We start from the raw sequence: 23,665 nt of genomic DNA on the forward strand, positions 1-23,665 counted from the left end.
GTCCGCGTCATTCGCCGCCGTCGGCCGCCGCGTCGCCGCGCGCGGGAATCCGCAGGTTGCGCAGCTTGTGATAGAGCGTCTTCTTCGGCATGCCGAGCGCGACGCTCGCATCCGCGACGTTGCCGTGGTGACGCTGCAGCGCGTCCTCGATCAGCATCCGCTCGAAATACGCGAGTTGCTCCGCGAGCGTGCCGCCCGCGATCGGCGCGCCGCCGGACGACAGCAGGCTGTCGCCGGTCAGCCCGAGCACGAAGCGGTCGGCCACGTTCTGCAGCTCGCGTACGTTGCCGGGCCACGCGTGCGTCATCAGTTCGGACACCTGCGCAGCCGAGACGACCGGCGCCGGCTGCCCGAAGCGCCGCGCGGCCGCGAGCACGAAATGCTCGAACAGCAGCGGCACGTCCTCGCGCCGCTCGCGCAGCGGCGGCAGTTCGATCTGCGCGACGTTGAGGCGATACAGCAGGTCCGCGCGAAAACGCCCGTCGGCCGCGAGTTCCGCGAGATCGGCCTTCGACGCGGCAACCACGCGGCAATCGACCGGAATCAGCTCGTTCGCGCCGAGCCGCTCGACCACGCGCTCCTGCAGCACGCGCAGCATCTTGATCTGCAGCGAAATCGGCATCGTCTCGATCTCGTCGAGGAACAGCGTGCCGCCGTGCGCCCATTCGATCTTGCCGATGCGCTTCTTGATCGCGCCGGTGAACGCGCCGGCCTCGTGGCCGAACAGTTCGCTCTCGAAGATCTGCTCGGGCAGGCCGCCGCAGTTCAGCGCGACGAAGTGCGCATCGCGCCGGCCGCCGAAGTCGTGCAGGCTGCGCGCGATCAGTTCCTTGCCGGTGCCCGTCTCGCCGGTGATCAGTACGGATACCGATGTATCGGCGAGGCGCAGGATCTTCTTGCGCACGTCGGCCATCGCGGGCGACTTGCCGAGCACGAACGCCTCGATGCCCTGCCAGTTGCCGAGCGCCGCGCGCAGCCCCTGCACCTCGAGCGTCAGGCGGCGCTTCTCGACCGCGCGTGCGACGCGGCCGGCGATCACGTCCGACGAGAACGGCTTCTCGATGAAGTCGTACGCGCCGACCTGCATCGCGCCGACGGCCGTCGAGATATCCGCGTGGCCGCTGATCAGCACGACCGGAATCTGCGCATCGACAGCCATCACGCGGTCGAGCAACTGCAGCCCGTCGATGCCCGGCATCCGCACGTCCGACACGATCACGACCGGCGCGCCGGGCGCGACGTGCGCGAGCGCGTCGGCAGCCGACGCGAACGCGTCGACCGGGAACCCGGCGAGCGCGACGGCTTGCTCGACGCCGATCCGGACGTTTTCATCGTCCTCGACGACCAGCACCCGAATCTCATCTTCCATGCTCTGTCCTTTGCAGCGTCGCCGCCGCGAATTCGATACTGAACTGCGCGCCGCCTTCGTCGCGGTTCGTCGCGGCGATCTTCGCGCCGAACGCCTCGACGATGCGCGACGTGATCGCGAGGCCGAGCCCGAGGCCCTGGCCGCGCGGCTTGGTCGTGACGAACGGCTCGAACAGGTGCGGCAGCACCTCGGGTGCGATGCCGGCGCCGCTGTCGGCGATCGTGAAGCGCACGCGGCCGGCTTCGTCCGGCCCGGCCGCATCGATGACGATGCGGCGCACGGGCGCGTCATGCACCGCGTCCAGCGCGTTGCCGAGCAGGTTCACGATCACCTGCTGCAACTGGCTCGATTCGGCCGACACCGCGGTGCCGGGCGCGATGTTCACGTCGAGCCGCACGCCTTCGTCGCGGATCCGCGCATCGTAGATGAGCCGTGCATGCGCGACGGCCTCGTTCAGCGACACCGCGACGCGCTCGACGTCGGGCTTGCGCGCGAAGGTTTTCAGCTCGCCGGTGAGCACGGCCATGCTGTCGACGAGCTTGCCGATCCGTTCGAGATTGGCATACGCCGGCGCAGGCTGGCCGCGCTCGAAGAACGTGCGCGCGTTGTCGCACAGCGTGCGGATCGCGACGAGCGGCTGGTTCAGCTCGTGCGTGAGGCCGGCGGCCATCTGCCCGAGCACCGCGAGCTTGCCCGCGTGCACGACTTCCTGCTGCGAATCGCGCAGCCGCTGCTCGGTGCGCTCGCGTTCGACGATCTCGCGCTGCATCTGCTCGTTCGCGGCCGTCAGCGCGGCCGTGCGCTGCGCGACGGTCAGTTCGAGCCGGTCGTTCGCGCGGCGCAGCGCGTCCTGCGCATTCAGCCGCGCGACGATCGCCCGGCGGCGCTGGATCGCGTAGCCGGCCAGCAGCGCGGCGATCAGGAACGCGCCGGTGACGAACACGAACGCCGTCTGCTGCTGGCGCCGTGCGCCCGCGATGTCGAGCAGCACCATCAGCGAGTCGCCGGCCTGCGGCGCGGGGCGCGACATCACGAGATAGCGCGTGGTGCGGCCGGCGTGGCGCGGATCGGGGAACGTGCCGAACCAGGCGGCCGCGCTGCGGTCGCCGATGCGGCGGTACGGCAGCGCGTCGACCGTGCGGCCCGCGTATTGACGCGACGCCTGGATGTCGCGCTGCTGCTGCGCGGTGATCGGGCGCAGCGCGGTGAATTTCCATTCGGGTTCGGTCGAGATCACGACCACGCCGTTGCTGTCGACGACCATCGCGGCGACGCCCGGCGCGCGCCATGCCGATTCGAGCGAATCGACGCTGATCTTCACGGCGGCGACGCCGATCGGCACGCCGTCGTCGCGCACCGCGCTGGCGAAGTAGACGCCCGGCACGCCCGTGTTGGTGCCGATGCCGAAGAAGCGGCCGCTGCCGCGCGCGAGTGCGTCCTTGAAGTACGGCCGGTACGACACGTTCGTACCGACGAAGCTGAGCGTCTCGTTCCAGTTGCTGGCGGCGATCACTTCACCCTGCAGGTCGATCACGTCGACCGCGCCGCTGCCCGCGTCGCGGTTCACGGCTTCGAGGTACGTGTTCACCGTGTGCACGAGCTCGGGCGCGTCGCGCGGCACGGCCTTCAGCATCGCGCGCACGCCGTCCTGTCGCGCGACCAGGCCGGGCAGGATCTCGAAGCGGCCGAGTTCGCTCTTCAGGCTCGACGCATACAGGTCGAGCCGGTGCGCGCCGGTTTCCTCGAGCGCGTCGATCGCGCGTTCCCATGCGAAATCGACGGCCGCGCCCGCCACGCCGACATACAGCACGGCCGCCGACGCCCAGCCCCACCACGGGATTCCCTTGAAGCTCTTCTGCACGTTCGCCCTCATCGAAGCCCGCAACCGGCCGGCCGGAACGACGCGCGCCGCGCGCCGGCAGAGCCGGCGGCGGCGCGTGCGAAGCGGCCTGCGCGACGGTGCGCGCGGCGGCGCGTCATCCGAAGTGCGCGACCAGGATCAGCGTCACCGTGACGACGATCGCGCCGCCGATCCGCGTCGCGATCTGCGCGAACGGCATCAACTGCATCCGGTTCGCGGCGGTCAGGATCGCGACGTCGCCGGTGCCGCCTTGCCCGCTATGGCAGGCGTTCACGATTGCGGTGTCGATAGGGTACATCTTCATCAGGCGGCCGACCACGAAACCGGTGCCCATCAGCGTCGCGACGGTCGACACAATGGTCACGACGTTGACGATCGTGAACGCGGCGGTCAGCTTGTCCCACGGCGTCATCGCGACGCCGATCGCGAACAGCAGCGGATACGTGACGGCGGTCGAGAAGAACTTGTAGACGACGAACGCGCCTTCCTGCAGCGGCGGCGACACCGCGCGCGCGAGCTTCACGAGCACCGCGAGGAACAGCATCGCGACCGGCGCGGGCAGGCCGAACAGCTTGTGCGCCATCAGGCCGACGAGGTACAGCGTGATCGCCGTGATGCCGGCGCCCGCGATGTGCGTGACGTCGACGTGGCCGCGGATTTCTTCGTTTTCCGGCGTCATGTCGCCGGTTTCGCCGACCTGCAGGCGGCCGTTGCCGGTCAGGTGCGGCAGGCGCTTGCCGAGCATGTCGAGCGCGCCCGACAGGATGATCGCGGTCAGGCTGCCGAGCATCACCGGCGGCAGCACCATCGCGAACATCTCGCCCTGCGGCAGGTGCATCAGTTCCGAATAGCCGATCGACAGCGGAATCGCGCCTTCGCCGACGCCGCCGGCCATGATCGGCACGACGATGTACAGCAGCGTGTGGCGCGCGCCGAGGCCGAGCGCGGTGCCGACCGCCGTGCCGACGATCACCGCGGCGACCGAGCCGGCGGCGAGCGGGATGAAGATCTTCACGAAGCCCTGGATCAGCACGCGGCGGTCCATGCTCAGGATGCTGCCGACGATGATCGACGCGATGAACAGGTACAGGAAGTTGGTCGACTTCGTGAATTCGACCGTCAGGTTCAGCACCGGCTTCGGCAGCAGGTGGTAGTACGTGAGCGCCGACGGCACGAAGGTCGCGAAGATCGCGGCCGCGCCGATGTTGCGCAGCAGCGGCAGGCGCTTGCCGAGTTCGGCGCACGTGAAGCCGAAGAACGCGAGCACGGCGATCGCCATCGAGATCTCGCCGGGCACCTTGCCCGTCACCGCGAAGCCGACGATCAGCCCGAACAGGATCAGGTAGACCGGCAGCGGGATGATGCCGATGCGGATTTCCATCAGCTTCCACCAGCCTTCCGGCCAGAAGCGTTCGCGCGTGGCGGGACCGGCTTCGGCAAGCGGCTCGGGATGGGACGGGGTATGGATTGAGGTCTGCAAGACGTGTCTCCTGATGTTGGAATGCCTGCTTTGCTTCGCGGCATCGTGTGCCGACTATTACGCAACCTCCGTGCCAAGGATCTGGCTTGCCGGCGCGTTTATAACCAATTGATTCATAAAGAAATTATTTCGTCTGCTGAAAGGCTCGCCCGATGGGCAGGCCGAGAATTCGGAATTCGCGCGGCGGGCAGGCCGAGATTTCGGCCGGATGGCCGGCCAGGCGCCCGGCCAGGCATCCGGCCGCGCTCGATCTCTCGCCATATCGCCGCGCGCGATTTTCTTCGCACAATCGCTTCGTAGACCGTCCCTCCGCCGCTCTCTATCATCGACTGATCCTTTTCCGATGCGACGACGACTGTCCGGAGAACGCCCGCGCGTTCGCCGCGGTGTCGCTCATCCATCGATACCGTCTTTGGACAGGAGAGTGGTTTCCATGCTGCATGCCGTTTTTTCCGCCCGCTTTTCCTCCGGCCGTTTTGCCGGTTTCGCCCGACCGGCCCGCCTGCTGGCGGCCGCGCTGCTCGCCGGGTTGATCGGCGTCGTGCTGCCGAACGGCGCACGCGCCGACACCGCGCCGCTGAAGGTCGGCATCTCGACCAGCCCGCAGATCGAAGCGCTGAAGGTCGCCGCGAAGGAGGCGAAGGCGCAGGGGCTCGACGTGAAGATCGTCGAGTTCACCGACTGGAATACGCCGAACGCGGCGCTCGCGAACAAGGACATCGACGTCAACTATTTCCAGCACATCCCGTTTCTCGAGAACGCGAACAAACAGGGCGGCTACAACTTCGTATCGATTGCACCCGGCACGATCATGAAGATCGGCCTCTATTCGAAGAAGGTGAAAAGCTTTGGCGAGCTGAAGGACGGCGCGCGCGTCGCGATCGCGAACGACCCGGTGAACGGCGGGCGCGGGCTGTTGCTGCTGCAGCGCGCGGGCCTGATCACGCTGAAGCCGGGCGCCGATTATCGCGCGACGACGCACGACATCGTGTCCAACCCGAAGCACCTGAAGATCATTCCGCTCGAAGCGTCGCAGCTCGCGCGTTCGCTCGACGACGTCGATCTCGCGCAGGGCTACCCGAGCTTCATCAAGCTCGCCGGCACGACCGACCCGAACAGCGCGCTGTTGTTCGACGGCACCGAGAACAAGATCTTCGCGATCCAGTGGGTCGTGCGGCCCGACAGCGTGAACGATCCGCGCATCCGCAAGTTCATCGCGATCTACCAGCACTCGCCGGCCGTGCGCAAGGCGCTCGACAACGCGTTCGGCTCGCTGTACGCGATCGCGTGGTGACGGAGGCGAACATGACGACGGCGAACCGCAAGAAGATCCTGCTCAACGCGTTCAACATGAACTGCGTCGGGCACATCAATCACGGGCTGTGGACGCATCCGCGCGACCGCTCCGCGCACTACACCGATCTCGACTACTGGGCCGATCTCGCGAAGACGCTCGAACGCGGCAAGTTCGACGGGATCTTTCTTGCGGACATCGTCGGCGTATACGACGTGTTCGGCGGCGGCCCCGACGCCGCGCTGCGCGAATCGGTGCAGGTGCCCGTCAACGATCCGCTGCTGCTCGTGCCCGCGATGGCGCAGGTCACGCGGCATCTCGGCTTCGGCGTGACCGCGAACCTGACCTACGAGCCGCCTTACCTGTTCGCGCGCCGCATGTCGACGCTCGATCACCTGACGAAAGGGCGCGTGGGCTGGAACATCGTCACCGGCTATCTCGACAGCGCCGCGCGCGGGATGGGCCTCGCGCAGCAGATCGGCCACGACGACCGCTACGAGCGCGCCGACGATTACATGGACGTCGTCTACAAGCTGTGGGAACAGAGCTGGGACGACGACGCGGTGATCCGCGATGCCCAGGCGCGCGTGTTCGCGCAGCCGGGCAAGGTGCGGCGCGTGAAGCACGACGGGCCGTTCTATTCGGTCGACGCGATCCACCTGAGCGAGCCGTCGCTGCAGCGCACGCCGGTGCTGTACCAGGCCGGTTCGTCCGCGCGCGGCGTCGAGTTCGCGGGCCGGCATGCGGAATGCGTGTTCGTGAACGGGCAGAGCAAGGCCGCCGCGCGCGCGGCGGCGCTCGACATCCGCGCGGCCGCCGCGCGGCAGGGGCGCGATCCGGCGTCGATCCGGATCTTCGCGGGCGTGAGCGTCGTGACGGCCGAGACCGAGCGGCTCGCGCGCGAGAAATTCGACGAATACCGGCGCTACGCGAGCCCGGAAGCCGGCCTCGCGCATTTCGCGAGCTCGACCGGCATCGACTTCGCGAAGTACGGCCTCGACGAGCCGATCTCGTACGTGAAGACCGATTCGATCCAGTCGGCCGTCGACGCGATTTCGCGCAAGAGCTCGACCGGCACGTGGACCGTGCGCCGGATGCTCGAACAGATGTCGCTCGGCGGCCGTTATGCGCCGATCGTCGGTTCGCCGTCGCAGGTCGCGGACGAGCTGCAGTCGTGGATCGACGAGACGGGCATCGACGGCTTCAACCTGACGCGCACCGTGATGCCCGAGTCGTTCGAGGATTTCGTCGACTGGGTCGTGCCCGAACTGCAGAACCGCGGTGTCTACAAGGAAGACTACGATCCCGCGCCGACGCTGCGCGAGAAGCTGTTCGGCGCGGGCGCGCGCCTGCCCGCATGGCACACCGGCGCGCAGCACCGGCCGGCCGCCGTGCCCGAACCCGCGCATCCCGCGCATGCCTGAACGTGACGGAGCGAAGCGATGACGCAATTGTTCGATACGCTGGGTTTCATCGACGCATCGGCCGCGCGTGCCGGCGCCGCTGCGACGGTGCACGAGAAAACGGCCACGCCGGCTGATGGTGTGGCCGTGTCGCTGGAGCAGGTCGGTAAGGTGTTCGCGACGCCGCGCGGCCACGCCGCCGCGTTGCGCGACGTGACGCTCGACGTGCGGCGCGGCGAGGTATTCGGGATCATCGGCCGCAGCGGTGCCGGGAAGTCGACGCTGCTGCGGCTCGTGAACGGGCTCGAACGGCCGAGCTCGGGCCGCGTGCGCGTGCAGGGCGTCGACGTCGGCGCGCTCGACGAGGACGGGCTCGTCGCACTGCGCCGCCGCACCGGCATGGTGTTCCAGCATTTCAACCTGCTCTCCGCGAAGACGGTATTCGAGAACGTCGCGCTGCCGCTTAAGATCGCCGGCGTGCCGAAGGCCGAGCGCGTGCGCAAGGTCGACGCGCTGCTCGAACTCGTCGGGCTCGCCGCGAAGCGCGATGCGTATCCGGCGAGCCTGTCGGGCGGGCAGAAGCAGCGCGTCGGCATTGCCCGCGCGCTCGTGCACGATCCCGAGGTGCTGCTGTGCGACGAGGCGACGTCGGCGCTCGATCCCGAGACGACGCAGTCGATCCTCGCGCTGCTCGCCGACATCAACCGCCGCCTCGGGCTGACGATCGTGCTGATCACGCACGAGATGGAAGTGATCCGCGCGGTGTGCGACACGGTCGCGGTGATCGAACAGGGCGAAGTCGTCGAAACGGGCCCCGTGTGGCGCGTGTTCGGCGATCCGCGCCACGGCGCGACGCGCGCGCTGCTCAGCACGCTCGTGCACGACCTGCCGGCCGAACTGGCCGCGCGCGTGCAGCCGCTGCCCGAGCAGGCCGCATTGCCGGACGGCGCGCAGGTCGTGCTCGACGTTCGTTATACGGGCGAAAGCGGCGGCGAGCCGGACGTCGGCGCGCTCGCGGCGGCGCTCGGCGGCTCCGTGCGTTTCCTGCACGGCGGCATCGAGCGGATCCAGGGGCATGCGCAAGGGCGGCTCGTGATCGCGGCTTCGCCGCGCGCGGATGAAGCCGGCCAGTCGTCGGCACGCGGCGACGCGGTCGCCGCGCTGCTCGAACGTGCGCGCCGCCACGCGAATCACGCGGAGGTGCTCGGTTATGTTTGAACTCTGGTGGCCCGAACTGCTCGACGCGATCCGCGACACGCTGTCGATGGTCGCCGCGTCGGCCGCGATCGCGGCGCTGATCGGCATCCCGCTCGCGGTGATCCTCGTGACCACCGCGCCCGGCGGCATCTACGCGCGGCGCGGCGTGAACGCGGTGCTCGGCGCGCTCGTCAACGTGTTCCGCTCGACGCCGTTCATCATCCTGCTCGTCGCGCTGCTGCCGTTCACGCGCGTGCTGATCGGCACGACGATCGGCGTATGGGCGGCCGTCGTGCCGTTGTCGATCGCCGCGATCCCGTTCTTCGCGCGGATCGCCGAAGTGAGCCTGCGCGAAGTCGATCGCGGGCTGATCGAGGCCGCGCTCGCGATGGGTGCGAAGCGCCGCCACATCGTGTGGCACGTGCTGCTGCCGGAGGCGCTGCCCGGCATGCTCGGCGGCTTCACGATCACCGTTGTCGCGCTGATCGGCTCGACCGCGATGGCGGGCGCCGTCGGCGCGGGCGGGCTCGGCGATCTCGCGATCCGCTACGGCTACCAGCGCTTCGACACCACCGTCATGGTGACCGTGATCGTGATCCTGATCGCACTCGTTTCGGCCGTGCAAATCACGGGCGACCGCCTGGTCCGACGCGTGACCCGGCGCACCTGAGCGACGCCACGAGCGTCCGCTCGCTTCATTCATGACCCTGAGAGAACGAACCCTATGACCTTGCCCATCGGCGCGCCGCGCGAATGGAACGGACAATTCGAGGAAGCGCTGTTTCTCGACGTGGCGCGACGCCATCGTCCCGGCTTCCCGACCAAGCTGGCCACGCCGCCGCGCGAACCGCGCAATGCGGACGAACTGGCCGCCGTCGCCGACTACTACACGAAGATGGCGTCGCACGACCTGTTCATCGTGCAGGTCGTCGCGAGGGCGATCGACACGCTGTTCCGCGACGATCCGCATTTCCAGCTGATCCTGTCGCGCCAGCTCGGCGACGACGGCGCGCACGCGGTGATCGGCCGCGAGCGCGTGACCGAACTGACGGGGCGCGACCCGCTGCCGGAGATCGACCGGCTCGTCGCCGCGCACTGGGCGCGCATCGGCGATATCGCGGTGCGCGACGTCGCGGGTTTTCTCGCGTTCGAATGGCATTACGAGCTGCACATCCTCGCGAAGCTGTGGATCCAGCGCAAGACCGGCCGCATCGGCGACGGCGCGATGCGCGAGCACGGCGAGAACCGGATCCGGCCGGACGAGGAGTGGCATCGCGTGCAGATCGTCCAGTGGTGGTTCGACACGTTGAAGGCGCTGCCGGCCGCCGAGCGCGACGCGCTGATCGATCGCGTGATCGCGGCCGACGAGGAAACACAGGCGCGGCTCGACGGTTATCTGCACGATGAGTACGCGCACACCGCGCACGTGTTCGGCGCGGATATCGCCGACTATCGCGCGATCTACGACGACTGGCGGCGCGAGATCCTCGTGCGGTTGACCGGCAGGCGCGAACTCGGGAAACTCGTGCCGTTGTCGGAAGCTGTCTCGACCCAGGAACAGGAAGCCGTCGCATGAACGATCCACGCGGCCCGGCGACGCTCGCCGCGGCAACGGATGTGTCAGCAATCGATCCGCACGCACTTGCGCGCGTCATCGGTGCGCTACGCGAAACTGCCGCCGTGCGCGATCGCGCGGGCGGCCACGCCGCGCAGGAAAAGCAGTGGCTCGCCGACGCGGGCCTGCTGACGCTTGCGGTGCCGCGCGCGTTCGGCGGGCAGGAAGCCGCGTGGCCCGCGATCTACGACGCGATCCGGCAGATCGCGCGCGTCGACAGCGCGCTCGCGCATCTCGTCGGGTTCCAGTGCCTGCAGGTGGTGAGCGTCGACGTGTGGGGCAGCGCGGCGCAGCGCGAACGCTATCTGCGCGGCACGGTCGAGCAGCGCTGGTGGTGGGGCAATGCGGTCAATCCGCTCGACACGCGGCTCGTGGCCACCGCGACGCCGGACGGCGGCTACCGGCTCGACGGCGTGAAGGGCTTCTGTTCGGGCACGCGCGGCTCGCAGCGGATGACGGTGTCCGCACACGATCCGGAAACCGGCCGCACCGTGTTCGGCGTGGTGCCGACCGATCGCCAGGGGATCACGATCAACGAAGACTGGGATCCGATCGGCCAGCGCCAGACCGACAGCGGCAGCGTGCGCTTCGACGGCGTGACGCTTGCGCCGGACGAGGTGCTGCACCGGTCCGAGGCGCCGCCGACACCGCGCGCGACGCTGCGCACGCTCGTGTCGCAGCTCGTGCTGACGAACCTGTTCGTCGGGCTCGCGGAAGGCGCGCTGGCCGACGCGCGCGACTATGTGCTGAAGCATGGCCGGCCGTGGATTCACTCGGACGTCGAGCAGGCGAGCGACGATCCGTACACGCTGCAGCGCTTCGGCGACATGCGCGTGCGGGCCGTTGCCGCGGCGGCGCTGGCCGATCGCGCGGCCGGCGCGTTGCAGCACGCGTGGGCGCGGGGTGATGCGCTGACGTCGGACGAGCGAGCGGAAGTGGCGCTCGCGGTTTCGGACGCAAAGATCGTCGCGCAGCGCGCGGCGCTCGACAACGGCGAGGCGCTGTTCGACGCATGCGGCGCGCGCGCGACGGCCGCATCGCTCGGCCTCGACCGCTTCTGGCGGAATGCGCGCACGCATACGCTGCACGATCCGCTCGACTACCGGCTGCGCGATGTCGGCCGGTTCGCGCTGACGGGAGAATTGCCGCCGGCGTCGCTCTATACGTGACGACGGGGCCGCCGCAGCGGCGCTTCGCGGCGGCTCCACGCCGGCCACAAGCGCCGGTGCCTGGCACCCATACCGGCACATCGATCGTTCCATCCGCTGGACGCCTGGAATGATATGTTATATCGTATCGATACAATATATCATTTCACCCTCGACGTCCTCTTCAGGAATCGCCCGATGAGCCCCGCACTCCATCCGTCCACGCGGCTTCCCGTGACCGTCCTGTCCGGCTTCCTCGGCGCCGGCAAGACGACGCTGCTCAATCACATCCTCAACAATCGCGAGGGCCGGCGCGTCGCGGTCATCGTCAACGACATGTCCGAGGTCAACATCGATGCCGCGCTTGTTCGCGACGGCGGCGCGGGGCTGTCGCGCACCGACGAGAAGCTGGTCGAGATGAGCAACGGCTGCATCTGCTGCACGCTGCGCGAGGATCTGCTGATCGAGGTCGACCGGCTCGCGCGCGAAGGCCGGTTCGACCAGCTCGTGATCGAATCGACCGGCATCTCGGAGCCGCTGCCGGTGGCCGAGACGTTCACGTTCGAAGGCGAGGATGGCCGCAGCCTCGGCGAAGTCGCGCGGCTCGACACGATGGTGACGGTGGTCGACGCGTTCAATTTCCTGCGCGACTACGCGTCGCGCGACAGCCTGCAGTCGCGCGGCGAATCGATGGGCGACGAGGATGCGCGCACGGTCGTCGATCTGCTGATCGACCAGATCGAATTCTGCGACGTGATCGTGATCAACAAGATCGACCTGATCGACGCGAGCGCGCGCGAGCGGCTGGTCGCGCTGCTGCGCGGCTTGAACCCGCGCGCGCGGATCGAGATCGCCGAATTCGGCAAGGTGCCGCTCGAGCGCGTGCTCGACACGGGCCTGTTCGATTTCGACGAGGCGTCGCGCGCGCCGGGCTGGTTGCAGGAAATGCGCGGCACGCACACGCCGGAGACCGACGAATACGGAATCCGCAGCTTCGTCTACCGCGCGCGGCGGCCGTTCCATCCGCAGCGCTTCTTCGATCTCGTCGAAAGCGAATGGCCGGGCGTCGTCCGCTCGAAGGGGTTCTTCTGGCTGGCCACCCATCCGATCGTCGCCGGCTCGTGGTCGCAGGCCGGCGCGGTCGCGCGGCACGGGCCGGCCGGCCACTGGTGGGCGGCCGTGCCGCCCGAGCGCTGGCCGCAGGACGCGGAAGCCGTCGCGCAGATCCGCGCGAGATGGGACGAGCGCGTCGGCGACGCGCGGCAGGAACTCGTGCTGATCGGCATGGACATGGACGAACCCACGCTGCGCGCGCGCTTCGACGCGTGTCTGCTGACCGACGCCGAGATGGCCGGCGGCCCCGAACACTGGACCACGTGGGACAACCCGTTTCGCGACTGGCCCTGACCTGAACGCGCGCTTCCTGCATCGATCCGGATGGGGAAGGCGCTCCACCGGATCCCGAGCATGAATGCAGCCCTTCCCGATATTTCCCTGACCGATGCCGTACCGGGCCGTCGCCCGCTCGAGTGGGTCGGCATGCAGGGCATCGACCTGCCCGTGGTCGTGGCCGAGCCCGGCTGCCGGCGCGACGTGCATGCGCGCGCCGACGTGCAGGTCGATCTGCCTGCGCCGCATGTGAAGGGCATCCACATGTCGCGGCTGTACCGGCTGCTCGACGGGCTTGGCGACGGCGAAGCGCTGTCGCCGGCCGGTTTGCGGCACGTGCTGGGCGCAATGGTCGACAGCCATCGCGACTGCGACTCGCGCAGCGCGCGGGTACGGCTGTGCTTCGACCTGCTGGCGCGCCGCGCGGCGCTGGTGACGGACGGGCTGGCCGGATGGAAGTCCTATCCGGTTCGTGTCGACGCGGTGCTCACCGGTGACGCGTTCGAGTTGCGCGCGCAAGTGACGGTCGTTTATTCGTCGACGTGCCCGTGCTCGGCCGCGCTGTCGCGGCACTGGGTCGAACAGGCGTTTCTGGCGGCGTTCGGCAGCGAGGATCGCGTGGCGCCGGCCGCGGTCGCCGCGTGGCTGCAGCGGCATGCGACGGCGGCGACACCGCACAGCCAGCGCAGCGAAGCCGTCGTGAGCGTCGGGCTGCCTGCCGACGCCACGGCGCTGGGGTTGATCGACCTGATCGATCGCGTCGAGCAAGCGCTCGGCACACCGGTGCAGACGGCCGTCAAGCGCGCGGACGAGCAGGCGTTCGCAGTGTTGAACGGCGAGAACCTGATGTTCGTCGAGGATGCCGCGCGCCGCGTCCAGGCCGCGCTGGACAGTCGCCATGCGAACCCGCGCGTCCACGTGCGCCATCTGGAAAGTCTGCATCCGCACGATGCGGTGGCCTGGGCAGCGCCGGTTCGCGAAGGCGTCGACGCATGCTGATCCGCAAGCTGTTCCGCTTCGAGAATGCGCACGTCGTGCGCGGCTGCAGCACGCGGCGCTGCTCGCATTCGATCCACGGCCATTCGTACCGCGTCGAGCTGCTGCTCGAAGCGCATGCGCTCGACCACGGGCAGATGATCTACGACTTCGGGCTGCTCAAGGGTGACGTGCGTGACCTGATCGACGCGTTCGACCATGCGGTGACGCTGTGGTCGGGCGACGATCCGGACTATCTCGACAGCATGCGCCGCCACTCGGAGCGCTGGGTGCAGCTGCCCGTTTCCCCTAGCGCCGAGCAGTTCTCGCGCGTGTTCTTTCGTCTCGTCGATGCGGCGCTGTCCTGTACCCGCATGTCGAACGGCGAAGGCGACGTGCGCCTGTATTCGGTCATCGTTCACGAGACCGAGACCGGCTACGCGCAGTGCTTTCGCGACGACGCGTTCAATCCGCGCATGGGCCGCATCGACCTGGACGACATCGTGTTCTCGCCGGCTGTCGCCGTGCAGTGGCGCGATCCGGGCTTGTTCGAGAAACTCAAGCGCGACTATCCGATTTATCAGCAGGAATCCTCATGATCAGAAAGAACCCGCGCGGCGACCTGCCGCAGATCCATCCGAGCGCGTTCGTCGATCCGACCGCCATCCTGTGCGGGCTCGTGATCGTCGAGGAGAACGTGTTCATCGGCCCGTACGCGGTGATCCGCGCCGACGAAACGGACGCCGGCGGCCGGATCGCTCCGATCGTGATCGGCGCGCATTCGAACATCCAGGACGGCGTGGTGATCCATTCGAAGTCGGGCGCGAGCGTCACCATCGGCCGGCACACGTCGATCGCGCATCGCGCGATCGTCCACGGGCCGTGCAAGGTCGGCGACGGCGTGTTCGTCGGGTTCAACAGCGTGCTGTTCAACTGCACGATCGACGACGGTTGCGTCGTGCGCTACAACGCGGTCGTCGACGGCTGCCACCTGCCGCCTGGCTTCTACGTGCGCTCGACCGAACGCATCGGGCCGGAAACCGATCTCGCCGCATTGCCGCAGGTGACGGCCGATGCGAGCGAATTCTCCGAGGACGTCGCGCGCACGAACAATGCGTTGGTGCTCGGCTACAAGCATATCCAGAACGAGTTCTGAGTCATGGGCGAGCCGATGCGACGCGAAGGAGGCGGCGAACCGGGGCGACGCCACGCCGACCTGCTCGTGCACGGCGGCACGGTGATGTCGCCCAGCGGCGCCGAGCGGATCGACGTGGCCTGCGTGGGCGGCCGCATCGTCGCGCTGGGCGCGTTGCACGGCACATGGAGCGCTGATGTCCTGCTCGATGCCGGCGGACTGCATGTGCTGCCGGGCGTCGTCGACAGCCAGGTGCATTTCCGCGAACCGGGCCTGACGCACAAGGAGACCATCGAGGCCGGCACGCGCGGCGCGGTGCTCGGCGGCGTCACGACGATCTTCGAGATGCCCAATACGCATCCGCTGACGCTCGACGAGCAGGACCTGCAGGCAAAGCTGGATCTCGCGCGCGGCCGTGCGTGGTGCGATTACGCGTTCTACATCGGCGGCTCGGCCGTGAACGCCGAACGGCTGCCGGCGCTCGAAAGCCTGCCGGGCTGCGCGGGCGTGAAGGTCTTCATGGGCAGTTCGTTCGGCGATCTGCTGGCCGACGACGAAACCGTGTTGCGCCGGATCCTGCGAAACGGGCGGCGGCGCATGGCCGTGCATGCGGAGGACGAAGCGCGGTTGCGCGAACGCAGGGCGCTCGTGGAAGCGAGCGGCGACGTGCGCGACCATCCGCGCTGGCGCGACGAGGAAAGCGCGTTGACCGCGACACGGCGCATCGTCGGGCTCGCCGCCGAGACTGGCCGCCGGCTGCATGTGCTGCATGTGTCCACCGCCGACGAAATGGCGTTGCTCGTGCAGCACCGGCGGCGCGTGACGGTCGAGGTCACGCCGCATCACCTGAGCCTGCACGCGCCCGATTGCTACGAGCGGCTCGGCACGTTCGCGCAGATGAATCCGCCCGTGCGCGAACGGCATCATCGGGATGCGCTGTGGCAGGCCGTCCGCGACGGCGTGGTCGACGTGATCGGCAGCGATCACGCGCCGCATACGCGCGACGAAAAGCGCCGGCCCTATCCGCAATCGCCGAGCGGCATGACCGGCGTGCAGACGCTGCTGCCGCTGATGCTCGACCACGTGCATGCGGGCCGCCTGAGCCTCGAACGGCTGGTCGACCTGACCAGCGCCGGGCCGGCGCGCATCTTCGGCATCGAGGGAAAAGGGCGCATCGCGATCGGGTACGACGCCGACTTAAGCGTCGTCGACCTGCGCGCGCGGCGGATCATCCGCGACGAATGGATCGCCAGCGTGAGCGGCTGGACGCCTTACGACGGGTGCGCGGTCACGGGCTGGCCCGTGCATACGGTCGTGCGCGGGCAGGTTGCCGTGCGCGACGGTGTGCTGAACGGGCAGCCGGCAGGGGAGGCTGTGACGTTTATGGAGGCGGACAAGCCGCCTGCTTCATGCGCTTCAGTGGAATCCCGGTTTCGGCACTGCTCCTGGGTGCAGCCAGCGCCGGTCATTGCACCGCCCGTTCAATCCGATTTGTGCGGGAAGAGCGCGTAGACCTTTCCGGAAGGCGCCTGCACGACCGACGCGCCGTCGGCGATCGGCCCTGTGGCGTTGCTGACGGCGTGCCGGCCATGAACAGTCTTGAAAAGCCATGTACCGGGATAGTTTTCGCGCAGCCCGCGCACCCCGGACACGACTTCGGTACCGGCCGGGTAGGTGATGTCGCCGATGCTCGCCGCGCGTGCCAGCGTCGCGTAGTCGAAGGCCAGAATGTTGTGTTCCCGGTCGAGCTTCAGCGTCGGCTGAAGCAGCGGTAGTGCGGGCAGTTCGAATACGGCGCCATCGGCGACCCTGATTTCCCAATAGTCGTTGTCGCGCAGACCGTCGCCATAGGCGGTCGTGCTTCTCATCAATCGCGAGCGGGCCGGCACGATGGCGCCGGCTACGCGATTGCCGTCGGCCAGGCGGCACGACCAAAGCGTCCTGATCCGCGCATCGTTGCGCAGCACGATTTCCAGCGGTTCGCTCGCGCCGCATGTCCATCCGTCGATCGTCGGGGTGCCGGTTACGGTGAGCTTCAGCGCAGTGAGCCAGACGGGAGACAGGTTATTCCACGAGGTTTCGTCGTCATATTCGCCGACGATCTCCACCGCCACGGCGGGAATTCCGTAGACGCCGACCGCGTGCGGGAACTCGGCTCGCTCGATCGATTTCATGTCGCCGGCGGTATAGAGCGACAGTCTGGTACCGGGCGGCATGTCGATACCCAGCAGATGCGCGCCCTTCTCCAGCGTGGGGTGCCGCGCGGCCTCCTCTTTTCTCATGTTCAGATCGACCCGCAGCCAGATCGTTGCCATGAAAACGAAGAAACTGCTCATCACGCATAGCGCGGCCAAGATGGCGGTGGCGCGTACCCGATGCGTGCGAAACGATCGTCGTGCGCGCGGAAACAACGCCAGCGCGGCGGCCCACACCAGCACGGACACGGTTGCGAGAAACGAAATGCCGAGAACGATGAAGAGGGTGCCGGAGAAAATCGGAGCGGGAATCATCGGAAAGGCGAGCGCCCGAACGGGATCATGGTTGGAATTGCCCTGGTACCGCCGGGCATGCCGACATCGTCAGGCGGCGGTTGCCGCCGCCTGAGCAGCCGCGGTGGCGAACGACGCTTCAAGGGCTTGTACGAATGGCGCACATTGTAATGTTCAAATGCAATTGTCTGACAAGAGCGAGGTGCGCCATGCGCGTGTGGTTACGCCGCCAACGCATCCGCCAGCGCCCGCATCGCGTCCACCGTGTCCCGATCCGCCGGAAAGAACGCCTCGATCGCGAGCTCCGACAGCGTCACGTCGACCGGCGTGCCGAATACCGTCGTCGTGCTGAAGAACGTCAGCTCGCCGGCCGCGGTGCGCAGCCGCAGCGGCACGGCGATATCCGCGAAGTCGGTGCGCGCCTGCGTGTCGTCGGGCTGGCCGGCCGGTGCCGGATACGCGGCAAGCTCATCGCGCAGCGCGTGCAGCGTGCGGTCGCCGCTCGCATCGATCTGCCGCTGCAGCCGATGCAGGATGTGCGCGCGCCATTCATGCCAGTTGACGATCTGCGATGCGAGGCCGTCCGGATGCAGGCTCAGCCGCAACACGTTGACGGGCGGCTGCAGCAGCGACGGATCGGCCTGCGCGACCAGCGCGCCGAGCATCCGGTTCGCGGCGAGCAGCGTCCAGTGGCGGTCCACCGCGAGCGCCGGGTACGGCTCATGGCCGCGCAGCACCGCTTCGACGGCATGGCGCGCGGCATCCAGCTGCGGATCCGAAAACGGCCGTTCGCGAAACAGCGGCGCAAAGCCCGCCGCAACCAGCAGCGCGTTGCGTTCGCGCAGCGGTACGTCGAGCCGCTCCGCGAGATGCAGCACCATCTCGCGGCTCGGCTGCGCGCGGCCCGATTCGACGAAGCTCAGGTGGCGCGCGGAGACTTCCGCGTCGAGCGCGAGCGCCATCTGGCTCAGGCGCCGGCGTTGCCGCCACGTGCGCAGCAGCGGGCCGATGCCGGACGCGCGGCCGGCGGACGGGGAGGGCGAATGGAGGGCGGCGGTCGGGTTCATGACGCAGATGATAGGCAATCCTGCGCGCGTTGGGCATTACCTGCGACGTAAGCATCGCGCCGCTTCCCGGGCGCGTCCCGGCGCTGCGTTACCATAGCCCCCGTGCCAACTGAGAGGCGACGCCGGACCCGCGACGACAACGCATGGGCCGTTGTCGTGCACATTCACAACAAGGCATTCCAGGGGAATCCAACAATGAAAATGAAAAAACTTGCCGTCCGGCTCGCCTGCGTGGCGACGCTCGCACTCGCCGCGACCAGCGGCCATGCGCAGACCGAAGCTGCGCAGGTGGAAATGAGGGCCGCCGCCGCGGCCGCCAACGAGGCCGTCGTGAAGGGGCCGACCGACATCGACGTGAAGCATGAAGTCGTGCTGAAGCTGAAGGCCGGCGAGTCGTTCGTGCCGGCCGCCGAAGCCGGCCGCTACCTGCGCTCGATGGGCAACTCGATCGACGAATCGAAGCTGGTCGGCCTCGTGCTGCCCGACGACCCCGATGCCGACTGGATCTCGGTCGTGTCGTTCGAGCCGAGCGGCTACATCCGCGACGACGACGCGAAGGACTGGAAGCCCGACGAGTTGCTGAAGAGCCTGCAGGCCGGCACCGAGGAAGACAACCCGGCGCGCAAGGAGCGCGGCCTGCCCGAAACCGAGGTGGTCGGCTGGGCGAAGGCGCCCGCGTACGACGCGGCCACGCACCGGCTCGTGTGGTCCGCGATCATCCGCGACAAGGGCGCGGCCCCGAACGCCGGGAACGACGGCGTGAACTACCGGACGCTCGTGCTCGGCCGCGACGGCTACCTGTCGCTGACGATGGCGTCGACGCTGGCCGATCTGCCGAAGTACAAGGCGTCGGCCGACGACCTGCTGTCGAACATCAGCTTCAACGACGGCAAGCGCTACGCCGATTTCAACAAGTCGACCGACCACGTCGCCGAGTACGGCCTCGCGGCGCTGATCGTCGGCGTCGGCGCGAAGAAGCTCGGCCTGCTCGCGCTGATCGGCGCGTTCGCGGTGAAGTTCTTCAAGATCGGCGCGGTCGCGCTGCTGGCCGGCGGTGCGGCGCTGAAGCGCTTCTTCGGGCGCAAGCCGAAGGCGGCCGCGGTGCCGGCCGTCGCCGACGCGTCCGACGTATCCGGCGCGGAGCGCAAGGAATGACGAAGCTGCTGCTGCTGATCTTCGGCGGCCTCAAGCTCGGCAAGGTGCTCGTTTCGGCGGGCACCATGCTGGCGTCGATCGCGGTCTACGCGCTGTTCTACGGCTGGCGGTTCGCGGCCGGTTTCGTCGCGCTGCTGCTGGTGCACGAGGCCGGTCACTACCTGGCCGCGCAGCGGCGCGGGCTCGACGTCGGGCTGCCGACGTTCATCCCGTTCGTCGGCGCATGGATCCAGTTGAAGGAGATGCCGCACGACGCGGAAACCGAAGCGTATGTCGGGCTCGCCGGGCCGTTCGTCGGCACGCTCGGCGCGCTGGCCTGCTACGCGGCCGCGCGCCACTACGACAGCAACCTGCTGCTCGCGCTGTCGTACACGGGCTTCTTCCTGAACCTGTTCAACATGATCCCGCTGTCGCCGTTCGACGGCGGGCGGATCACCGCGGTGCTGTCGCCGCGCATCTGGTTCGCGGGCGTGCCGGTGCTGATCGCGCTGTTCGTGTATCGCCCGAGCCCGCTGCTGATCGTGATGGCGATCCTCGCGCTGCCGCAACTGAAGCGCGCGTGGCGCTACGATCCCGACGCGCCGGAGAACCGCGTGTACTACGCGACGTCGATCGAGACGAAGACGACGTACGCGCTCTGCTACGTCGGCCTGCTCGCGTTCCTCGCGCTGATGACGTCCGGCGTGCACGACATGCTGCGCGTCGCGCATTCCGCGACCTGACGCAAAAACGGCGGCCGCTGTTACGCGGCCGCCGTCGTCTTCCTTTCTTTTCCGCCGATGCTCAAGCGTCTCGATGACGCAGCTCGACACGCCTGATGTCCTTCACGATCACGAGATAGCTGAACACGGTGACGAGCGCGTTCAGCCCGACGAACACGAGCGCGCCGTTGAACGAGCCGCTTGCGCCGACGAGGTAGCCGATCGCGATCGGCGCGACGATGCCGGCCGTGTTGCCGAACATGTTGAACAGGCTGCCCGACAGGCCGATCGCTTCCTTCGGCGCGGTATCCGCGACGACGGCCCAGCCGAGCGAGCCGATCCCCTTGCCGAAGAACGACACGGCCATCAGCACGATCACCAGCGCTTCGCTGTCGACGTAATTGCAGCCGATGATGACCATCGACAGCGCCATCCCGCAGACGATCGGGATCTTGCGCGCGAGCGTCAGCGATACGCCGCGGCGGATCAGCCCGTCCGACAGCATCCCGCCGAGCACGCCGCCGAGGAACCCGCAGATCGCGGGCAGCGACGTCATGAAGCCGGCCTTCAGCAGCGACATCCCGCGCGCCTGCACGAGGTAGATCGGGAACCACGTGAGGAAGAAGTACGTGAGCACGTTCACGCAGTACTGGCCGAGGTACACGCCGATCAGCATCCGGTTCGACAGAAGCTGGCGCACGTAATACCAGCCGGCCACGCGGCTGCCTTCGGACGCCGCGCCGGTGCCGCGTGACTTCGACCGCACGAGGCCGCCGCCCTGCTCGATATGGTCGAGCTCCGCGCGGTTCACGGCCGGATGGTCGGCCGGATCCTTCACGACGCGCAGCCACAGGAACGCGAGCGCGATGCCCGCGAGGCCGAGCCACAGGTACACCTGGTGCCAGCCGTACGCATGCGTGAGCCACGCCATAAGCGGCGAGAACACGACGGCCGCGAAATACTGCGCGGCGTTGAAGATCGCCGACGCGGTGCCGCGCTCGGCGGTCGGGAACCAGCTCGCGACGACCTTCGCGTTGGCGGGGAACGCGGGCGCTTCGGCGATGCCGACCGCGAAGCGCATCGCGAACAGCGCGGCGACCGCGAACGCGGCGCTGCCGCCGAGGCCGATCGTGCTCTGCAGCAACGTGAACGCCGACCACAGGAAGATGCTCGCCGCATATACGCGCCGCGCGCCGAAGCGGTCGAGCAGCCAGCCGCTCGGCAGTTGCGCGAGCACGTACGCCCAGCTGAACGCCGAGAAGATGTAGCCCATCGTCACCGGATCGATGCCGAACGCCTTGCGGATCGGCGTGCCGGTGATCGACAGCGTCGCGCGGTCCGCATAGTTGAGCGTCGTGACGACGAACAGCATCGCCAGGATCCAGTAGCGCACGGCGGTCCGGCGCGCGGTGCGCGCGAGCTCGATCGGAAGATCGCGAGGGGTGGTCTGATTAGGCACTTTAGTGTACGTCGTCGTATGACATGAGCGGAAGTTTATGGGCATTGTCCGGACGCAGAAACCTCGGGTTTTCCCTCTGGGTGATGACGCGAAGTGGTAAAAATATGGCGATAGGGTGCGCTGGGCAAGGATTTCGGGCGAGTCGCCGGATGGCCGGCAGGACAGGCGAAACATGAAATGTCGTCGGCAGACATCATATCTGTTGAGCTACAATGGGCGATCCATTCCCGAACCACGGAGCACACCCCATGCAACTGACAGGAGAGATGCTGATCGGCGCCGACGCGGTGACCGGCTCGGCCGGAACCTTGCTCGCGTTCGACCCGACGAAGGGCACGCCGATCGATGCGCCGGCGTTCGGCGTCGCGACGCAGGCCGACGTCGACCGCGCATGCGAACTCGCGCGCGACGCGTTCGATGCGTACCGCGCGCAGCCGCTCGCGGTCCGCGCGGCGTTTCTCGACGCGATCGCGGATGAAATCGTCGCGCTCGGCGACGCGCTGATCGAGCGCGCGCACGCCGAAACGGGCCTGCCCGTCGCGCGGCTGCAGGGCGAGCGCGGCCGCACCGTCGGCCAGCTCCGGTTGTTCGCGCGTGTCGTGCGCGACGGGCGCTTCCTTGCCGCGTCGATCGATCCCGCGCAGCCCGCGCGCACGCCGCTGCCGCGTGCGGACCTGCGGCTGCAGAAGGTCGGGCTCGGGCCCGTCGTCGTGTTCGGTGCGAGCAACTTCCCGCTCGCGTTTTCGGTGGCCGGCGGCGATACGGCGTCGGCGCTCGCGGCCGGCTGTCCGGTGATCGTGAAGGCGCACGAGGCGCACCTCGGCACGTCCGAGCTGGTCGGCCGCGCGATCCGCGCCGCCGTCGCGAAATGCGGGATGCCGGACGGCGTGTTCTCGCTGCTGGTCGGCCCGGGCCGCGTGATCGGCGCGGCGCTGGTCAGCCATCCGGCGATCCAGGCCGTCGGCTTCACGGGTTCGCGGCAGGGCGGCATGGCGCTCGTGCAGCTTGCGAACGCGCGCCCGCAGCCGATTCCCGTCTACGCGGAAATGAGCAGCATCAACCCCGTCGTGCTGTTCCCGGCCGCGCTCGCCGCGCGCGGCGAGGCGATCGCGACAGGCTTCGTCGATTCGCTGACGCTCGGCGTCGGCCAGTTCTGTACGAACCCCGGCCTCGTGCTCGCGATCGACGGCCCCGACCTCGACCGCTTCGAAGCCGTCGCCGCGCAGGCGCTCGCGAAGAAGCCGGCCGGCGTGATGCTCACGCGCGGCATCGCCGATGCGTATCGCAGCGGCCGCGGCAAGCTGGCCGAACTGCCGGGCGTGCGCGAAATCGGCGCGGGTGAGGCGGCGCAAACCGAATGTCAGGCGGGCGGCGCGCTGTACGAAGTCGGCGCGCAGGCGTTCCTGGCCGAACCGGCGTTCAGCCACGAGATGTTCGGGCCGGCGTCGCTGATCGTGCGCTGCCGCGATCTCGACGAAGTCGCGCGCGTGCTCGACGCGCTCGAAGGCCAACTCACGGCCACGCTGCAGATGGACGCCGACGACAAGCCGCTCGCGCGCCGGCTGCTGCCGATCCTCGAGCGCAAGGCCGGGCGCCTGCTCGTCAACGGTTACCCGACCGGCGTCGAGGTGTGCGATGCGATGGTGCACGGCGGGCCGTTCCCCGCGACGTCGAACCCGGCCGTCACGTCGGTCGGTGCGACGGCGATCGAGCGTTTCCTGCGGCCCGTGTGCTACCAGGACTTCCCGGACGACCTGCTGCCCGAAGGGTTGCAGGAACGCAATCCGCTCGCGATTCCGCGTCTGCGGGACGGGAAGGCGGAGTGACGAGGGGCGGCCCGGCGGCAAAATGCCGGGCCGCTCGCCGAATGTGCGAAAGCGGAGGCGGCCGGCTGGCTGTCTCCGCTTTTTTCATGGTGCCTTCCACGT

At 68.4% G+C, this 23,665-nt stretch carries 20 protein-coding genes; 14 read left to right on the forward strand and 6 right to left on the reverse strand.

The window, feature by feature from the left end; translation table 11 throughout:
• Nucleotides 1–7: 7 nt before the first annotated feature.
• The 3 genes from JYG32_RS29505 to JYG32_RS29515 all read right to left on the reverse strand — a co-directional run bounded on the left by JYG32_RS29505 (nucleotide 8) and on the right by JYG32_RS29515 (nucleotide 4,710).
• Nucleotides 8–1,369 carry a sigma-54-dependent transcriptional regulator gene (locus JYG32_RS29505; RefSeq protein WP_213265956.1) on the reverse strand — a complete coding sequence of 454 codons (1,362 nt, stop codon included), beginning with the start codon at nucleotides 1,367–1,369 and terminating at the stop codon, nucleotides 8–10.
• Nucleotides 1,359–3,242: a sensor histidine kinase gene (locus tag JYG32_RS29510; protein WP_213265957.1), complete on the reverse strand. Its 1,884-nt coding sequence runs from the start codon at nucleotides 3,240–3,242 to the stop codon at nucleotides 1,359–1,361. The genes JYG32_RS29505 and JYG32_RS29510 overlap by 11 nt, the downstream gene beginning before the upstream one ends.
• Nucleotides 3,243–3,345: 103 nt before the next feature.
• On the reverse strand, nucleotides 3,346–4,710 hold the full coding sequence (locus JYG32_RS29515; protein ID WP_174380773.1) for a 2-hydroxycarboxylate transporter family protein: 1,365 nt from the start codon (nucleotides 4,708–4,710) through the stop codon (nucleotides 3,346–3,348).
• 433 nt (nucleotides 4,711–5,143) lie between these two features.
• Between JYG32_RS29515 and JYG32_RS29520 the strand changes: the two genes are divergently transcribed.
• From JYG32_RS29520 to JYG32_RS29570, 11 genes are all read left to right on the forward strand, one after another.
• Nucleotides 5,144–6,004 (forward strand): MetQ/NlpA family ABC transporter substrate-binding protein, encoded by an 861-nt coding sequence (locus JYG32_RS29520; protein WP_213265958.1) that lies wholly within the window; start codon nucleotides 5,144–5,146, stop codon nucleotides 6,002–6,004.
• Nucleotides 6,005–6,015: 11 nt separating this feature from the next.
• On the forward strand, nucleotides 6,016–7,428 hold the full coding sequence (locus JYG32_RS29525) for an LLM class flavin-dependent oxidoreductase (protein ID WP_174380775.1): 1,413 nt from the start codon (nucleotides 6,016–6,018) through the stop codon (nucleotides 7,426–7,428).
• A gap of 18 nt (nucleotides 7,429–7,446) precedes the next feature.
• Nucleotides 7,447–8,625, forward strand: coding sequence for a methionine ABC transporter ATP-binding protein (locus JYG32_RS29530; RefSeq protein ID WP_213265959.1), 1,179 nt, complete (start codon nucleotides 7,447–7,449; stop codon nucleotides 8,623–8,625).
• The gene (locus JYG32_RS29535) at nucleotides 8,618–9,274 is read left to right on the forward strand and encodes a methionine ABC transporter permease (protein WP_047902352.1); all 657 of its coding nucleotides are present in this window, start codon (nucleotides 8,618–8,620) and stop codon (nucleotides 9,272–9,274) included. The genes JYG32_RS29530 and JYG32_RS29535 overlap by 8 nt, the downstream gene beginning before the upstream one ends.
• A gap of 54 nt (nucleotides 9,275–9,328) precedes the next feature.
• Nucleotides 9,329–10,180 (forward strand): hypothetical protein, encoded by an 852-nt coding sequence (locus tag JYG32_RS29540; protein ID WP_213265960.1) that lies wholly within the window; start codon nucleotides 9,329–9,331, stop codon nucleotides 10,178–10,180.
• The gene (locus tag JYG32_RS29545) at nucleotides 10,177–11,388 is read left to right on the forward strand and encodes an acyl-CoA dehydrogenase family protein (RefSeq protein WP_174380779.1); all 1,212 of its coding nucleotides are present in this window, start codon (nucleotides 10,177–10,179) and stop codon (nucleotides 11,386–11,388) included. The genes JYG32_RS29540 and JYG32_RS29545 overlap by 4 nt, the downstream gene beginning before the upstream one ends.
• A 177-nt stretch (nucleotides 11,389–11,565) precedes the next feature.
• Nucleotides 11,566–12,774, forward strand: a complete 1,209-nt coding sequence (gene zigA, locus JYG32_RS29550) for a zinc metallochaperone GTPase ZigA (RefSeq protein WP_213265961.1) — start codon at nucleotides 11,566–11,568, stop codon at nucleotides 12,772–12,774.
• 60 nt (nucleotides 12,775–12,834) lie between these two features.
• Complete coding sequence (gene folE2, locus JYG32_RS29555; RefSeq protein WP_213265962.1) at nucleotides 12,835–13,755, forward strand: GTP cyclohydrolase FolE2; 921 nt, start codon at nucleotides 12,835–12,837, stop codon at nucleotides 13,753–13,755.
• Entirely contained in the window at nucleotides 13,749–14,330 is a 582-nt protein-coding gene (locus JYG32_RS29560) for a 6-pyruvoyl trahydropterin synthase family protein (protein WP_174380782.1), read from the forward strand. The genes folE2 and JYG32_RS29560 overlap by 7 nt, the downstream gene beginning before the upstream one ends.
• A complete protein-coding gene (locus JYG32_RS29565) occupies nucleotides 14,327–14,887 on the forward strand; it encodes a carbonate dehydratase (RefSeq protein ID WP_213265963.1) in 561 nt (186 codons plus the stop codon). Before JYG32_RS29560 ends, JYG32_RS29565 begins: the two co-directional genes overlap by 4 nt.
• A gap of 3 nt (nucleotides 14,888–14,890) precedes the next feature.
• Nucleotides 14,891–16,378, forward strand: a complete 1,488-nt coding sequence (locus tag JYG32_RS29570; protein ID WP_433960864.1) for a dihydroorotase — start codon at nucleotides 14,891–14,893, stop codon at nucleotides 16,376–16,378.
• Here the strand turns inward: JYG32_RS29570 and JYG32_RS29575 are convergent.
• Nucleotides 16,348–17,376: a hypothetical protein gene (locus JYG32_RS29575; protein ID WP_213265964.1), complete on the reverse strand. Its 1,029-nt coding sequence runs from the start codon at nucleotides 17,374–17,376 to the stop codon at nucleotides 16,348–16,350. The genes JYG32_RS29570 and JYG32_RS29575 overlap by 31 nt on opposite strands.
• 200 nt (nucleotides 17,377–17,576) lie before the next feature.
• Nucleotides 17,577–18,422 carry a helix-turn-helix domain-containing protein gene (locus tag JYG32_RS29580; protein WP_213265965.1) on the reverse strand — a complete coding sequence of 282 codons (846 nt, stop codon included), beginning with the start codon at nucleotides 18,420–18,422 and terminating at the stop codon, nucleotides 17,577–17,579.
• Nucleotides 18,423–18,623: 201 nt separating this feature from the next.
• On the opposite strand from JYG32_RS29580, the gene JYG32_RS29585 reads away from it, so the two are divergent.
• The gene (locus JYG32_RS29585) at nucleotides 18,624–19,577 is read left to right on the forward strand and encodes a DUF2167 domain-containing protein (RefSeq protein ID WP_213267507.1); all 954 of its coding nucleotides are present in this window, start codon (nucleotides 18,624–18,626) and stop codon (nucleotides 19,575–19,577) included.
• On the forward strand, nucleotides 19,574–20,299 hold the full coding sequence (locus JYG32_RS29590; protein ID WP_174380786.1) for a site-2 protease family protein: 726 nt from the start codon (nucleotides 19,574–19,576) through the stop codon (nucleotides 20,297–20,299). Before JYG32_RS29585 ends, JYG32_RS29590 begins: the two co-directional genes overlap by 4 nt.
• Before the next feature lie 61 nt (nucleotides 20,300–20,360).
• Here JYG32_RS29590 and JYG32_RS29595 read toward each other — a convergent pair whose 3' ends face one another.
• Nucleotides 20,361–21,737, reverse strand: a complete 1,377-nt coding sequence (locus JYG32_RS29595; protein WP_213265966.1) for an MFS transporter — start codon at nucleotides 21,735–21,737, stop codon at nucleotides 20,361–20,363.
• 248 nt (nucleotides 21,738–21,985) lie between these two features.
• Between JYG32_RS29595 and JYG32_RS29600 the strand changes: the two genes are divergently transcribed.
• Nucleotides 21,986–23,563, forward strand: a complete 1,578-nt coding sequence (locus JYG32_RS29600; RefSeq protein WP_213265967.1) for an aldehyde dehydrogenase (NADP(+)) — start codon at nucleotides 21,986–21,988, stop codon at nucleotides 23,561–23,563.
• The last annotated feature ends 102 nt before the right edge of the window (nucleotides 23,564–23,665 follow it).

Origin of the sequence: Burkholderia pyrrocinia (genome assembly GCF_018417535.1) — a bacterium.
In the GTDB taxonomy this organism is placed as follows: domain Bacteria; phylum Pseudomonadota; class Gammaproteobacteria; order Burkholderiales; family Burkholderiaceae; genus Burkholderia; species Burkholderia pyrrocinia_E.